The following is a 13,065-nucleotide window of genomic DNA, read 5'->3' as shown; positions in this document are numbered from 1 at the left end:
AAAAGAAGACAAAGGGCTAAAATCAAGATCATTTTAGCCCTTTGTCAACAATCTAAGCAGACGATGTTCTCGTCTGCTTTAAGCTTCTCTTTTAATCTGAGGCTGAATCACATAATCTTGTTTTGTGAAGACAACTCCGTCTAGAATTTCTCTTGCGGTTCGAATAACTTTGACTCTGTTTTCAGAGATGTCAATTTCAGTTTGCATAATACCAGCAGGATGCCCAATTCGAAGGGTGTCATCTTTTCCTTGAAACAGCTGAGAAGGAAGCGTTTCATCTAAGAAACAGCTGGCTGTCACGCAGACAGAGCCGGTAATGGCAAGTGCTTGGTGCGGTCGTTGCATCGATAGCATACGAACGATGATGTCCATATCTTCTGCTCGTCTCAAGATTCCATTTGTATCTACATAATCAGTAGGCTCACTAATGAGCGCAAGCTTTGGAACAGCTGGAGACTGTAATGTGGCCATTTTTTTTGGTGCAAAATGACACATTTCAGCAGCAAGGGAACGAATTTCTTCTAAATCATCCAGTAATTCGTCTGTAAACTCTTCAGGCAATTCAGTTCCTTTTAATTGAATATCTTTCGCGCGAATAAAGGCAATTGGGTTTGCAATGTCAACGATCGAGATTGGAATCTCGCCAAACTTTGTTTGAATCGTATCAATTTTGTTTCCAGTTGGAAAGGTTTTACCTGTGACAGCGCCTTCAGGTTTCTCAAAGGATAAATAAATGGGAGAACCAGTTCCTTTTACGCCTGGAATTTCTGCCTGTCCTTCAAATTTTACTTCTCCATTTTCGACCTCGACCTCTGCCGTAATGACTTTATTTGTATTGGTATTGAGGATACGTACAGTCGTAATGGGCTCAACCGCTTGAACAAGTCCTTTAATGATCGCATACGGCCCAACGGCTGATGAGATGTTCCCGCAGTTTCCTTTAAAGTCGACATATCTCTCATTAATGCTGACTTGTGCAAATGTATAGTTCACATCCACATCCGGGCGTGTGGCTTTATCGATAATCGCCACTTTGCTTGTTAAAGAATTACCGCCGCCGATTCCATCGACCTGCAGCCGGTCAGGGCTGCCCATAATGTCTAATAGAAATGCTTCGAGCTCATCGTGTTCATATGGTGCATTGTTCGCGTGAATGAATACCCCTTTGCTTGTACCGCCTCGCATGATTGTGATTGGAACTTTTCTCATTACTCTCACCCTCAATTTTTAATAAACTGTTTATCTAACCAAAATGGTAAAGTATAATAAGAAATAAGTTAAATACATTATTTTGAGAGAAATCAATAAAATTATTTTATAATTAGTAAAAAAGGAGGGCAAACAATGGATGAAAAAGATTGGCGGTTTTTAAAGGTACTTTATGAAGAAAAGAACATCACAAAAGCGGCAGAAAAATTATTTGTCTCTCAGCCTGCCTTAAGCTATCGATTGAAACAGCTTGAAGAGGAGTTTGATATGAAGCTTTTCTTTAAAAGAAAACGAGGAATTGAATTTACATCAGAGGGCGAATACTTGGCTCAATATGCAAATGACATGCTCAAACAGCTGCAGCAAACAAAAGATGGCATGCTCAATATGCAAAAAAAGGTCAAAGGAACGATCCGGTTAGGGGTCTCAAGTAACTTTGCCCAGTATAAACTGCCAGAAATATTAAAAGAATTTTCTAAGCAGTATCCACATGTTCAATTTATGGTCAACACAGGCTGGAGCACAAAGGTAATGGATTTATTAGGAACATCAAGTGTGCATTTAGGGATTTTAAGAGGCGATTATGACTGGAATGGAGAGCGCTTTTTGCTCGATAAAGAGCGTCTTTGCATCATTTCAAAATCAGAAATCCAGCTAAAGGATCTCCCGAATCTGCCGCTCATTGACTATCATACAGACAGTTCATTGAAACGGCTGATTAACAGATGGTGGCAGGAAACATTCACAATGCCTCCGCTTGTCACGATGGAGACAGACCGTCAGGATACATCAAAAGAGATGGTGAAGCATGGTTTAGGCTATGCCATTGTCCCAGAAATTTGCCTCAGACCAAGTGATGAGTTATTTGTAAAAGGTCTTTCGTATAAAGATGGACAGCCTGTTTTAAGAGATACATGGCTCATGTACCAGCCAGACTCACTTCATTTGTCTGTTGTGAAAGCGTTCATTGAGTTTTTAAGAAATCAGCAAGGTTGATTATAAAAGGAATTTATTGAATATACGAAAAAATCGATATTTTCATTATAAAAAAAGCTATTATATCCTTGAAATAGAAAGCGCTAACATATAGATCGCAAGTGCAAGGGGGCGCTTGCAGATCATGTAAAGAAGAGGATGGAGGGATATAAAGTGCTAGCTATTTTAGGGATCTTGATGGTCTTGACATTTACATTTCTCATTATGACTAAACGTATGCATCCGGTGGTGGCTCTAACCGTTGTACCTATCATATTTGCATTGATCGGTGGCTTTAACAAAGGATTAGGGGACATGATGCTTGATGGACTGAAAACTGTTGCACCATCAGCTGCTTTATTGTTATTTGCGATTTTATTCTTCGGTGTCATGCTGGATGCTGGATTGTTTGATCCTCTGATTAAACTCATTCTACGTATTGTAAAAGGTGATCCTGTCAAAATTGCTTTTGGGGTAGCGATTTTGTCTATGCTTGTTGCTTTAGATGGTGATGGAACAACAACGTATATGATTACCGTATCAGCTATGCTTCCACTTTTCTTAAGAATTGGGATGAACCCATTAATTTTAGGAACAATTTCATTATTATCATTAGGAATTATGAGCGGAATGACGCCATGGGGCGGCCCAGCTACTCGTGCCATCGCGGCGCTTGGATTAGATGCAGGCGAATTTTTCATTCCATTACTCCCAACGATGGTTGGAGGCGGTCTTTTTATACTTTTTACTGCTTATATTCTTGGGAAAAAAGAAAGAAAACGAATTGGGATTGCAGAAATTCAGTACAAAGAAGAGCCGTCCATTTCTCCTGAATTGGCTGCGTCAATTGAGGATGGAGTAGCCGATATCAAAAGGCCGAATCTGATTTGGATTAACTTCTTCCTTACAATTGCTGTCATGGTCACACTAGTCATGGATATCATCCCAATTCCTGTACTTTTCTTAATTGGATTTGTCATCGCTCTCATGATTAACTATCCAAAGGTTGAAGATCAGCGTGAGCGAATTTTATCTCATGCAGGAAACGCATTAACGGTTATCACACTTGTATTTGCAGCAGGAATTTTCACAGGGATCTTCTCAGGAACAAAGATGGTTGAGGCCATTGCCCATTTGGTCATTTACATGATTCCAGATTCCTACAGCTCATTTTTCCCGCTAATTGTGGCTTTGACGAGTATGCCATTTACATTTATTCTTTCAAATGATGCTTACTATTTCGGGGTGCTGCCAATCTTGGCTGAAGCCGGCGCAGCTTACGGGATTGATCCGGTGGAGATTGCACGTGCTTCTATCATAGGACAGCCTGTCCACTTACTGAGCCCGCTTGTGGCTTCAACGCTGCTGCTTGTTGGTATGCTGAACAAAGATATTGGTGATTTGCAAAAATACGCACTCCTATGGACCGTGTTAACTGCCCTTTTTACAACACTTATTGCATTGTTAACAGGCGCCATTACAATCTTTTAAATACCACGTAAAAAAGGACGATGTCTCGGTGAGGAGACTCGTCCTTTTTTGCGTGGCTGAAAGCGCAGTAAATTGGACGCTGATATGCGGGATTTCTTGATTTTAACGTCACCTACCTCAGGTACCCGGCATATGATATCTCGACTATACAGAATCCCATTCTATAGAGACTAGAGCTCTCACCTTAGCAAGGAGGGTTACAATACTTGAAGGAGAAAGAGTTTCAATCCAAGCCGCTATTAACCAAAAGAGAAAGAGAAGTATTCGAATTGCTCGTCCAAGATAAAACAACAAAAGAAATTGCAAGCGAGCTTTTTATTAGCGAAAAGACTGTTCGAAATCATATTTCGAATGCTAAGCAAACCTTTTGCGAATTAAACCTTTAATCTAAATAACTCCGAAAGTCGTATGTTAATAAGTTACACAATAGGATTATAATTGAATTAACTTATTTATTAGAGCAAAAATTCATACTTCTACGACAATTTACGACAACATTTTTTTGTACTTCATGATAAATTTAACAATGGTAAGGTGATCATATATGACAAGTACAATCGCGAAAGACTTACGGACACATTTAAGAAACTCAATAGAAATGTCTAAAGAAAGTCAAAAACAAGTTGCAACAAAGCTGGGCATAAGCAGTAGTTATTTAAGCAAATTTTTAAATGGTAAGGATGTCTCGTTCTGGATAGTTCATAAGATCATTAATTACATTGACAAAGAGAACGAAATTGAACTCATTTTAAATTATTTTAAAGAAGGCATTAATTCTAAAAATGTTCCTGCTGCTTTAGAATATTGCTATTCTAAACAATTGTACGACTACACAAGTGTGATTGCACGAGAATATAAAAGCAAAAGGAATCCCAAGTCTCGAGAGTTATGTGCTTTATATTCACTAATGATTGAGTCGAGGTTTATATTTGAAAGAAACGCTTTTTTAGATAACTTAAGAAATTTTAAGACCACATTTTTGGAAACTGAAATCATGGTGAAGGTCTTACATGTTTATTATTATTATTTGAATGGTCTTTATGATTTAACTATTTATACTATTGATCAAATAAATGACTTATTGTTTCAGGTTAGTGATCCGTTTCTAAAAATGGCATACGGTGCTAGGTTAGATGAAATTCAAGTTAATATTTACTTAAAGCAAAAAACAGAATTAATCCAGTCAAGAAAAATAGCTAACAGAATTTTGGACAGAAATTTCAGCACAGCTCACAACATTACTGCTTATCATATTTTAGGTCTTTCATATTTTCTAGAATCCTATGAACAATCAATTTCTTATTATCTTAAATGTATTGACCTCTATTCAAAATTCCCTGATAGACAGGCCGAAATAATTGAGAATAAAGAAGAAATAGCTTTCCTTCAAAAATACTGGGATAAAAGAATTAATGATGAATTTGCAGTGAGTGAATTCACCACGTTATTAAAACATGATGGGGATTTAAGCAAATTTTATCAGGATGATAGGTATAATAAATATGCGCTTCTTTTTGATGGAATAACAGAATTGTCATCAGAAAAGTTGCTATTATCCCATCATTATTTTTCAAAAAGCAAAGATTATTTCAGGGCAAGTTTCCCAAAAAATGAATTGAATAGAATTGGATTTAGGTATACACTCTAAGAGTTAGGGGGTGCTATACATGACTAAACGTTTCAATGTAATTGTTTTAACAATTACACTAGGAGCAACAATAGTTGTTTCGGAAATTCACTCACTTATCACTAACAACCCAGAAACAGTATATGAAACAAAAGATGTAAGACCAGGAATGTAAATATAAGATATGAAAAAGACGCTACCTATAATCTGGTATCGTCTTTCGTGTTTTCTGGGGAAGTTTCCTGTTTTCAAAAAATACGAAAACAGGAAATTATTTTAAATATATCTAATATAGACTAAAACGTACATAGAACAAGTATTCCTTGGAGGGTAGTGAAATGGCTATAAAATATGAAGAATTAATGGAGATCATAGAAGCAACAAAAAAAGAAGATCAAAATCAATCCTCTTCAGGTGAATCGTTTTCTAAAAATTTAGCCTTAGAAGCTCTGTAATTTTTAAGGGCATCTAGCATGAAATTACGCTCATCATCTGTTATTTGTTTGCCATCTGCATCTATAATATTTGCATTTTTGATATTTTCAAGAGTTAGTTCTTTCGCGAAAACTACTTTCTCAGCTTCTTTACCCATTTTTTTAAGATCTCTTGGATCAGTAACAAAATAGGTGGGGTCAACATTAAAATAATCAGCAAGCTTTGTCAGAGCTTCCAAAGAAGGGCTTTTAATTTTTCCTGTTTCAAGTTTTGATAAGTAACCGTTACTTAAACCAACTTCTTGAGCAAGTCGCCTTATTGAAAGTTTTGGTTTATGCTCTTCTCTTAACCTTTTTAAGTTGGTACCGATTAATTCATTTTTTTTGTCCATAAATAAGGTCACCTCGATTTAATGCCACTGTGTGTTTGTGTACGACACACGACACACCGCTACAAATAATTATAACATGTAGGTTCCCATAAGAAACATTTAAAAATAATGGTTGCACAAAAAGCTAAAGGCTGGTATATTTTACTTGTGCTTCCTATAGGAAGCGTTCGGGGAGGTGAAAACAATGAACCGCGAAACTGCTTCTTTTGCAGAAAAAATTAAAAAAATAAGGTCAGAAAGAAATGAAACTCAACGCCAATTCGGTTTGGTTACTGGGTTTTCTAGCTCTTATGTTTGTAAGTTGGAAAAAGGGAAAGCTAACCCGTCTCACTCTTCTTTAGTTCAACTAAGTGAAAAATTAAATTTGCCACCGGTTTATTTTTTTTAAATAGAGTGCTTCCTATAGTAATCAAAATTCGAAGGTTAGTCCTACTGTCCATATTGCATATTATGTGTCGAGGTGATCTTTATGGCTAAGAAAAAGCAAAAGAGAAAAAGCAACCTGTTTCTCGGAGAAGTTTTCTTTGGAACAGAAGACAGAGAAAAACTTTTTACTGAGGCTGTGGCACCTTATTACACACCAGTAAAAAAAGAGAAGAACAAAAAAAATAAAGAGGCTTGAAACTTTTGTTTCACCTTTTTTGAAGGACAAGCCTAATCATAAAAAGAGGTGTGAGGTGTAAAGTGAAATGAAATTTGAATTTGAAGATTCTGATCTTGAAATAATTACAAATAGCATTATCGCAAATGTGAGTGCCGCATTAATTCCAAAAATTGAAGAGATGTTAATGATTATCGCTTCCAAAGATGAACTACTAACAAAAAAACAGGTATATGAAAACATTTTAAAATGTACTGCTGCTACAGCAGACGAGCTTTATTTTAATCGACCAGATTTCCCGACTCTCGATTTGACAAGTTTACCTGGTGCTCCACGTCAGCATAAAAGATATTCACGAAAAGCGGTAGAAGCTTGGATAGCAGCAAATACAAAAGGAGCTTTAAATCATGGCTGAAATCAAGTTTGTGAAATTGAGCACCAATATGTTTGATGACGAAAAAATAAAGTTAATTGAGCAAATGCCTGAATCTGACACACTATTAATTATCTGGGTCAAATTACTTGCTCAGGCTGGTAAAACTAACGCCTCGGGATATATATATTTAAGCGAAAATGTTCCATACACAGAGGAAATGTTGTCAGCTATTTTTAATCGACCTTTAGGAGTCGTAAGAATGGCTCTCAATACTTTTAAGCAATTCGGCATGATTGAGATTAACGACAACCACTATATAAGTATTTGCAATTGGGAAAAACATCAAAATGTTGATGCGATGAATAAAATCAGGGAAGACACTAGGAAAAGAGTAGCCAAACATAGGGAGAAACAGAAGGCTCTTGCTCTAGAAACTAGCGGTAATGTTACATGTAACGTTACAGTAACACAAAGTAACGAACAAGAAAGAAGAAGTAAGAAAGAAGAAGTAAGAAAGAAGAATAAAGATATATTGTCGGGAAACCCGACTGCGGATGAATCAGAAATCCCATTCAAACTCATAACTGATCTTCTAAACCAAATGTCAGAGAAAAATTACCGTCACACCACACCAAAGACACAGCAACTAATAAAAGCAAGATGGAATGAGGGATTCAGATTCGATGATTTTAAAAAGGTCATCTTAGCAAAATGCTTTGAATGGCGTGATAACCCTGACATGAGTAAATTCCTTCGTCCCGAAACACTTTTCGGAACAAAATTCGAAGGTTACTTAAACAACAGTGATGAGGTGATAAAGCGTGCACAGCATAAAGGCGGTGGCAGCCGAAGTAACCGACAAAATGACCTTCCATTCTGATTATTGTAATAAGCACACATACACTCGTGGCAGTGAAGATGTTGTAAAACCTGTCCGAATGATGGTGATGAATGGGAAAGTTATTTGCCCTCGATGTGAACTGGAAGAAGAGTCAAAGAAATTGCAAAAGGACTTAGAAAGTCAAATTGAATATAGCCAGCGGCAGAAAAAATTTAATACGTTGGAGAAACGAAGCATGTTCAGGGAGCGAACTGTCTCACAAGCAACATTTGATAATTACAATGTTGCTGAGCCAGAAGAGACCAAGAATAAAAGTCGCATGATGGATCTTGTTAAACATTTGCAACAAGGTGAAGTGTTCAACATCTTTTTGCAGGGCCATCCAGGAGTGGGTAAGAGTCATCTTGCATATGCAGCACTTAGAGAACTCAACGTGCCTCCTGATCCCGACAACCCTAAAGACAAAGGAAGATCATGTTTGTTTATCAATATGGAAGATGCTGCAACGGTAATTAAAGATTCATTCAGCAACAAACAGAGTAAGTACACAGAAGCATATGTAACACAGTTGATGGGTGAAGCCGATTTTCTCGTGATAGATGACATCGGTGCAGAAACAGGGTCAGAACATTCGGATAGTAAAGCCAGCGATTTCATTCATCGTCTCATCTACAAAGTAACATCTGCTCGGCAGGATAAAGTGACCATCTATACAACAAACCTCACTAGCGAAAAGCTGTATCAAATGTATGACAGCAAGCTAGTATCACGCATCACCCAAAAACAGCAGTACATCATTTTTAAAGACACATCGGACAAACGCAAAGAATTATTGCCGTTCTAAGGGAGTGTAAAACATGAAAATCACATCTGAGAAGGTTGATAGTTTAATAGATCAGCTGGAAGTAAGTCTGAATGATTATGAAAAAAATAAGGAGGAACGAAATTGAAAAAAGGCGGTAGAAAGCCTAACAGAGCAGAAAGAAGTATTCTAGTGATAAATGGGTTGAACCCACGTTATTGGCTCGTAGAAAGGAATCTGACAACATTTATGCATATTGTGCATAAAGAGGTCGGTCGCAGAAAGGAAATTGCAAAGTGAGTGCTATTAGAATCATTTTAGAAGATTTCAATTTCGAATGGACCATTGTTGGCCTCAAGAGGTTTTTGGATTACTGGTACGAAGGCAGGTCTTTGAGTGAAATGGCCGAGCTGTTTCGCAGGCCAAAAGAAGAAGTGTTAATGCTGATGATTGATTTCAGCAAACGAGGAAAGATCAAGGAGCGTCCGAACGGTGTCGGGGCAAATGAACCAATGCACATCAAAAAAAGCGCCATGAGCGTGAAGAAGAGAGAATTACGCAAGTTGTTTGAACAGCAACCGGTTTACTATGCTTGTCCGCACAGCGATTTCATATTTGATGAAAAAGACATCATTTTATTTAGACAAATGTGGCAGGACCACGAGCCTATCAGACACATTGCAAATCGTTTAGCACGCAATGTTGATGACATCCTGTTGCTCATAATTGACCAAGCAGAGCTTGGAAAGATTAAGCAACGTAAAGGTGGAGTCTTCGGAAAGGGGGACAAGCAGCGTGAAGAGAAAATGCACCTTGTTGCTGTCATTTGAGAAAGCAACGGCAAGACAACTCGAAGTCATCGCGAGATATGAAGATTGTTCGAAATGGATCAAGGCAGCAGCCGTGCGCCACCTCAAAAAGAGGGGAGGCATCAAGTGATGAGTAGTGATGATAGAGCGTTAATGATCGAGTGGTTGAGTCTCACAAACGTTGGTCGCGAGTATTGCGAAAAACTATCTGACGAAGAACTCGAAAGAATCTATAATCTCAACGTTCCGCAGCGTGACGAATAAAAGGAGGTGAGCATATTGGAAACTGTAGTGAATCCATACAAAGCAGGTCCAGTAAAAGCGTGGGTTATGTCAGAGGTTGAACTGGCAGCATATAGGCTGCAACATCCACCCAAGCCATATAAAAAGAGACTCAAACGTAAAGACTGGCGTTGGCAGCGCACAGATCAATCCGTCGAGTCTCAGCGGTAAGAATTCACATCAGTTCAATGTGAGTAATTAAACTTAGGAACCTTAATTATATCACATTGGAGTGAAGATTGTGAATAGACCGCAGACTATCTCATTAATAAAAAACGAGCCTTTCACAACATTAGTTGAACAAGACAAGGTACAAGTGATCGTGCTGGACGGGATCAACAACACAGCGCATTACATAGAGGCTCCCGAACACGGTCACACAATCATTGAAACGATTAAAGGAAGTTTTGACCGAGTTAGATTTGATTTCAGTTATAAAACTAAACGATAGCAGGGGTTCATCCCCTGCGGGGGAGGAAATACCATGAATTTACCTAAACATGTCGAGCTTTCCCAGGCGGTCAAAGCCTGCAAAAACAAAGCAATGACGATTGATGATGCAGCTGCATATTTAGGCGTGCCGAAATTTTTCGTACCGGTGCTTGCCGATAGTTGCCCTGACTTGATCATTGAAGGGAACGTCGTCATGGCAAAGCGCGAGTCAAACGGACCTGTCATCTTCACTCTGCTGGCTTTCATGGGGATTATTGCTGTCGCAGGGTTGATGGGAGGACTTGGACAATGAAGAAGCAGGGATTTATTTCCCTGCTAGTGTTGGAACTACTTTAATTGCAATCATCGTGATACAAAAGAAGGTTAGTAAAGTAATTAAAACATTTTCAGTTTTATTTTTAGCCATTGAATTCACCACCTTTTTACAAGAATAAACATATTATACACCATGAATAAGAACTTGTGTTCGTATTTTAAAAATAAATTTGAGTAACACTAGGAGGAAAAAATAATGAATCTTGAAAAAAATATCAAAGATGTTATTGCACAACAATTAGAAAATGGAATTGTTGAAAATCTTATCGCAGAGCAATTGAAACAAGGCGTTTCAAAAGCGCTTGAAGACCTGTTTGCTTCATACGGTGGAGAAGCAAGGAAAGTCATTGAAAACAAGTTGAAAAGTGTAATTGTTCCTTACCTTGAAACTTACGATTACTCAGAATACATCACCAAGCTGGATCATGTGCTAGTCGAAACGATAAAAGAAGCGTCATTTGATAACCGAACACTGCTTGAGAACTTCAAGAATTTAATGATCGAAGAAAAAGAAAAGACTATCAAACTGTCTGACCTCTTTAATGAATGGAAGAAGTATGTGGCAAAGCAAGTGGAAACTGACGGACTTGAAGTTGAGTATGATGATGGACCAGAGTATGAAGCGGTGGAGGTTAGTGTTCAAGTAGAACATCATGAGGATAGATCATGGAGCCACTTTAATCACGCTACAATCTTCTTTGAATGTGAGCATGACGAAGAATTGAATTTTGAGGTACCAATTTCTCTCTATAAAAGAGATGAGCAATGGGATCTTCAATATAGATCAAACAAAGCTTTGAAGTCGCTGAGACATCTAAACGACTTTGAAATCTTGCTAATGAGATTAAGTCAAAACGCTGTGCAGCTTGATCTTGATATTGAGTATGAAGATGATCAAGTGACGCCAGATGAAAAGCCGGAACCGACTTTCGGATAGGAGAAAACACAACAGCGGCATATCATAGAACGATTGAAAGTCTTTTAAATAAATCTTTCACCAAGCGAAATGACAATTTTTTATTCAAAAATCTAATTGAAATTAAAACGAGTCTTAAAATATGTTTTTAAGACTCGTTTCTAAAACTTTAAAGCTTTTAATCTAAGCCTTTTTCTTCACAACTTGTACAAGAGGAACTATTTGATGAGCCAATAACAAAATAATTCCCACACTTAGTACATACCTCGTGTTTTTTCGAAATTGCACAAGGTTCACAAATATAATCATGATTTATTGTTGTAAATGATGTTTCATCTTTACAGTAAATGCATTTCATAATCTAATCACCCATATTCAATTATTTTTGGTATAGTTATCTTAATTTGACAAAATTTTTGTCATTCCTTCTATGCTAAAAAATTTAAAGGGAGATTTTAGAATGGATTTCAAAGACATTATTAAGGAAATGAGCGAGTATCTTAAAATTCCAGGTATCTCATTGTCCATTATCTTTTTGCTTAGTGCTTTAAAGCCAATTTCATTTATTTCAGCAGGCATTATTGAAAAAAAGTTTTTTTCTAAAGAAAAGTTATTTATTTTTTACGTTATTAATTATTTATCTTTGACGTTTTTTTTTACAGTTATTTTATATCTATTATCTGAATTGATTCCACTTAACCCAGATTACTATAGAAACTTTATTTTCATACTGACATTGTTTTGGGTGATTTTGGGAATCTTTATTGTAATTTGCAGTATGACTACTAGTATTTCTCTTTTGCAAAGTGTAAAAATGATTTCATGGTTAAAGAACCTAGTTATAATAATATATTTATTATTAACGTTGTTCTTATTTATTGGAGTATATAATGATGTTTTTTCAGTGACTGGTGAGGTTAAGTCTTGGAAAGAATTTTTAGTTCTAGGTATAATATTATTGTTCATTACCTTGCCATTACCTACTATTATATACCCGGTTTCTAAATTAGGTAATTGGTACAAACGTAAAATAACTTATTGGATAGACGATAAGAACAATAAATGGTATCTGATTCATCCTGTAGATAAACAAGTCATCTTAGTGGGAGATCATCGAGAATATAACTTATGTAAGAAAACTATGTTTCTTAAAAAAGAAGATTTATATGAAAAAGAAATTCATATTGAAAAAGAAATAGACGAAGTCCGAGACGGAGAACCTGCGGACACTAACCAACACCTTTAAAGGGTACGGGTTGGTGTCCGTTTTCTTTTTGTCAGAAAGGAGCAGCTATGAAGAAGGAAAATCTGAAAAAACGACCGCAGAAGCTTACACGAGTACGTGAACTCATGGGGCAAAACATGTGGCGACAAATCATCGAATGAACGCTTTTGGAAAAAGAGGCGTGAAATCGAATGAACCGTATAAAGAAGCTGTTGCCGGCATGGATACTCTTCTTTGGATTTTGCAGGTCTTAAACGTTGATATAAAGAGGAAGCACGATGAACCAAAACAATCCGAGTTGAAGATCATTTAACTTT

The 13,065-nt window shown here is 37.0% G+C and carries 20 protein-coding genes; 18 read left to right on the top strand and 2 right to left on the bottom strand.

Annotation, left to right across the window (positions count from 1 at the left end; genetic code table 11):
* Nucleotides 1–78: 78 nt before the first annotated feature.
* Entirely contained in the window at nucleotides 79–1,209 is a 1,131-nt protein-coding gene (locus MHI46_RS13290) for a PrpF domain-containing protein (RefSeq protein ID WP_342502891.1), read from the bottom strand.
* A 135-nt stretch (nucleotides 1,210–1,344) separates the two neighbouring features.
* Between MHI46_RS13290 and MHI46_RS13285 the strand changes: the two genes are divergently transcribed.
* From MHI46_RS13285 to MHI46_RS13265, 5 genes are all read left to right on the top strand, one after another.
* Nucleotides 1,345–2,205, top strand: a complete 861-nt coding sequence (locus MHI46_RS13285) for a LysR family transcriptional regulator (protein WP_342502890.1) — start codon at nucleotides 1,345–1,347, stop codon at nucleotides 2,203–2,205.
* A 153-nt stretch (nucleotides 2,206–2,358) separates the two neighbouring features.
* Nucleotides 2,359–3,675 carry a citrate:proton symporter gene (locus tag MHI46_RS13280; protein ID WP_107163497.1) on the top strand — a complete coding sequence of 439 codons (1,317 nt, stop codon included), beginning with the start codon at nucleotides 2,359–2,361 and terminating at the stop codon, nucleotides 3,673–3,675.
* 206 nt (nucleotides 3,676–3,881) lie between these two features.
* Nucleotides 3,882–4,061, top strand: coding sequence for a LuxR C-terminal-related transcriptional regulator (locus tag MHI46_RS13275; RefSeq protein ID WP_342502889.1), 180 nt, complete (start codon nucleotides 3,882–3,884; stop codon nucleotides 4,059–4,061).
* Between the two features lie 158 nt (nucleotides 4,062–4,219).
* Nucleotides 4,220–5,323, top strand: coding sequence for an AimR family lysis-lysogeny pheromone receptor (locus MHI46_RS13270; protein WP_342502888.1), 1,104 nt, complete (start codon nucleotides 4,220–4,222; stop codon nucleotides 5,321–5,323).
* 19 nt (nucleotides 5,324–5,342) lie between these two features.
* The gene (locus MHI46_RS13265) at nucleotides 5,343–5,477 is read left to right on the top strand and encodes a hypothetical protein (protein WP_260852374.1); all 135 of its coding nucleotides are present in this window, start codon (nucleotides 5,343–5,345) and stop codon (nucleotides 5,475–5,477) included.
* A 225-nt stretch (nucleotides 5,478–5,702) separates the two neighbouring features.
* Here the strand turns inward: MHI46_RS13265 and MHI46_RS13260 are convergent, their stop codons facing one another.
* Nucleotides 5,703–6,128 (bottom strand): helix-turn-helix transcriptional regulator, encoded by a 426-nt coding sequence (locus MHI46_RS13260; RefSeq protein ID WP_059375654.1) that lies wholly within the window; start codon nucleotides 6,126–6,128, stop codon nucleotides 5,703–5,705.
* A gap of 184 nt (nucleotides 6,129–6,312) precedes the next feature.
* Between MHI46_RS13260 and MHI46_RS13255 the strand changes: the two genes are divergently transcribed.
* The 13 genes from MHI46_RS13255 to MHI46_RS13195 all read left to right on the top strand — a co-directional run bounded on the left by MHI46_RS13255 (nucleotide 6,313) and on the right by MHI46_RS13195 (nucleotide 13,061).
* Nucleotides 6,313–6,516 (top strand): helix-turn-helix transcriptional regulator, encoded by a 204-nt coding sequence (locus MHI46_RS13255; protein WP_342502887.1) that lies wholly within the window; start codon nucleotides 6,313–6,315, stop codon nucleotides 6,514–6,516.
* 81 nt (nucleotides 6,517–6,597) lie between these two features.
* Entirely contained in the window at nucleotides 6,598–6,750 is a 153-nt protein-coding gene (locus tag MHI46_RS13250; RefSeq protein WP_169738191.1) for a hypothetical protein, read from the top strand.
* Nucleotides 6,751–6,817: 67 nt separating this feature from the next.
* Nucleotides 6,818–7,144, top strand: coding sequence for a hypothetical protein (locus MHI46_RS13245; RefSeq protein ID WP_106037556.1), 327 nt, complete (start codon nucleotides 6,818–6,820; stop codon nucleotides 7,142–7,144).
* Nucleotides 7,137–7,985: a phage replisome organizer N-terminal domain-containing protein gene (locus tag MHI46_RS13240; RefSeq protein WP_342502886.1), complete on the top strand. Its 849-nt coding sequence runs from the start codon at nucleotides 7,137–7,139 to the stop codon at nucleotides 7,983–7,985. The genes MHI46_RS13245 and MHI46_RS13240 overlap by 8 nt, the downstream gene beginning before the upstream one ends.
* Nucleotides 7,927–8,790, top strand: coding sequence for an AAA family ATPase (locus MHI46_RS13235; RefSeq protein WP_342502885.1), 864 nt, complete (start codon nucleotides 7,927–7,929; stop codon nucleotides 8,788–8,790). The genes MHI46_RS13240 and MHI46_RS13235 overlap by 59 nt, the downstream gene beginning before the upstream one ends.
* A 254-nt stretch (nucleotides 8,791–9,044) precedes the next feature.
* Nucleotides 9,045–9,578 carry a hypothetical protein gene (locus tag MHI46_RS13230; RefSeq protein ID WP_342502884.1) on the top strand — a complete coding sequence of 178 codons (534 nt, stop codon included), beginning with the start codon at nucleotides 9,045–9,047 and terminating at the stop codon, nucleotides 9,576–9,578.
* Nucleotides 9,579–9,686: 108 nt separating this feature from the next.
* Complete coding sequence (locus MHI46_RS13225; RefSeq protein WP_341082375.1) at nucleotides 9,687–9,821, top strand: BH0509 family protein; 135 nt, start codon at nucleotides 9,687–9,689, stop codon at nucleotides 9,819–9,821.
* 259 nt (nucleotides 9,822–10,080) lie between these two features.
* Nucleotides 10,081–10,290, top strand: coding sequence for an XtrA/YqaO family protein (locus tag MHI46_RS13220; RefSeq protein ID WP_342502883.1), 210 nt, complete (start codon nucleotides 10,081–10,083; stop codon nucleotides 10,288–10,290).
* Between the two features lie 33 nt (nucleotides 10,291–10,323).
* A complete protein-coding gene (locus MHI46_RS13215; RefSeq protein ID WP_342502882.1) occupies nucleotides 10,324–10,584 on the top strand; it encodes a hypothetical protein in 261 nt (86 codons plus the stop codon).
* Nucleotides 10,574–10,726, top strand: a complete 153-nt coding sequence (locus tag MHI46_RS13210; protein WP_342502881.1) for a hypothetical protein — start codon at nucleotides 10,574–10,576, stop codon at nucleotides 10,724–10,726. The genes MHI46_RS13215 and MHI46_RS13210 overlap by 11 nt, the downstream gene beginning before the upstream one ends.
* A gap of 77 nt (nucleotides 10,727–10,803) precedes the next feature.
* Nucleotides 10,804–11,544, top strand: a complete 741-nt coding sequence (locus MHI46_RS13205) for a hypothetical protein (RefSeq protein ID WP_342502880.1) — start codon at nucleotides 10,804–10,806, stop codon at nucleotides 11,542–11,544.
* A gap of 439 nt (nucleotides 11,545–11,983) precedes the next feature.
* Nucleotides 11,984–12,769: a hypothetical protein gene (locus MHI46_RS13200; protein WP_342502879.1), complete on the top strand. Its 786-nt coding sequence runs from the start codon at nucleotides 11,984–11,986 to the stop codon at nucleotides 12,767–12,769.
* Nucleotides 12,770–12,887: 118 nt separating this feature from the next.
* Nucleotides 12,888–13,061 carry a hypothetical protein gene (locus MHI46_RS13195; protein WP_342502878.1) on the top strand — a complete coding sequence of 58 codons (174 nt, stop codon included), beginning with the start codon at nucleotides 12,888–12,890 and terminating at the stop codon, nucleotides 13,059–13,061.
* Nucleotides 13,062–13,065: the final 4 nt, after the last annotated feature.

It is taken from the genome of Bacillus sp. FSL K6-1000 (genome assembly GCF_038630785.1).
Lineage (GTDB): Bacteria > Bacillota > Bacilli > Bacillales > Bacillaceae > Bacillus > Bacillus safensis.
This window is presented reverse-complemented; position numbering and strand designations above follow the sequence as displayed.

What these genes read in the sequence shown, in the direction of transcription:
- MHI46_RS13290 (WP_342502891.1), bottom strand. Translation starts at nt 1,209, where the DNA reads ATGAGAAAAGTTCCAATCACAATCATGCGAGGCGGTACAAGCAAAGGG.
- MHI46_RS13285 (WP_342502890.1), top strand. Translation starts at nt 1,345, where the DNA reads ATGGATGAAAAAGATTGGCGGTTTTTAAAGGTACTTTATGAAGAAAAG.
- MHI46_RS13270 (WP_342502888.1), top strand. Translation starts at nt 4,220, where the DNA reads ATGACAAGTACAATCGCGAAAGACTTACGGACACATTTAAGAAACTCA.
- MHI46_RS13265 (WP_260852374.1), top strand. Translation starts at nt 5,343, where the DNA reads ATGACTAAACGTTTCAATGTAATTGTTTTAACAATTACACTAGGAGCA.
- MHI46_RS13260 (WP_059375654.1), bottom strand. Translation starts at nt 6,128, where the DNA reads ATGGACAAAAAAAATGAATTAATCGGTACCAACTTAAAAAGGTTAAGA.
- MHI46_RS13255 (WP_342502887.1), top strand. Translation starts at nt 6,313, where the DNA reads ATGAACCGCGAAACTGCTTCTTTTGCAGAAAAAATTAAAAAAATAAGG.
- MHI46_RS13250 (WP_169738191.1), top strand. Translation starts at nt 6,598, where the DNA reads ATGGCTAAGAAAAAGCAAAAGAGAAAAAGCAACCTGTTTCTCGGAGAA.
- MHI46_RS13245 (WP_106037556.1), top strand. Translation starts at nt 6,818, where the DNA reads ATGAAATTTGAATTTGAAGATTCTGATCTTGAAATAATTACAAATAGC.
- MHI46_RS13240 (WP_342502886.1), top strand. Translation starts at nt 7,137, where the DNA reads ATGGCTGAAATCAAGTTTGTGAAATTGAGCACCAATATGTTTGATGAC.
- MHI46_RS13225 (WP_341082375.1), top strand. Translation starts at nt 9,687, where the DNA reads ATGAGTAGTGATGATAGAGCGTTAATGATCGAGTGGTTGAGTCTCACA.
- MHI46_RS13215 (WP_342502882.1), top strand. Translation starts at nt 10,324, where the DNA reads ATGAATTTACCTAAACATGTCGAGCTTTCCCAGGCGGTCAAAGCCTGC.
- MHI46_RS13205 (WP_342502880.1), top strand. Translation starts at nt 10,804, where the DNA reads ATGAATCTTGAAAAAAATATCAAAGATGTTATTGCACAACAATTAGAA.
- MHI46_RS13200 (WP_342502879.1), top strand. Translation starts at nt 11,984, where the DNA reads ATGGATTTCAAAGACATTATTAAGGAAATGAGCGAGTATCTTAAAATT.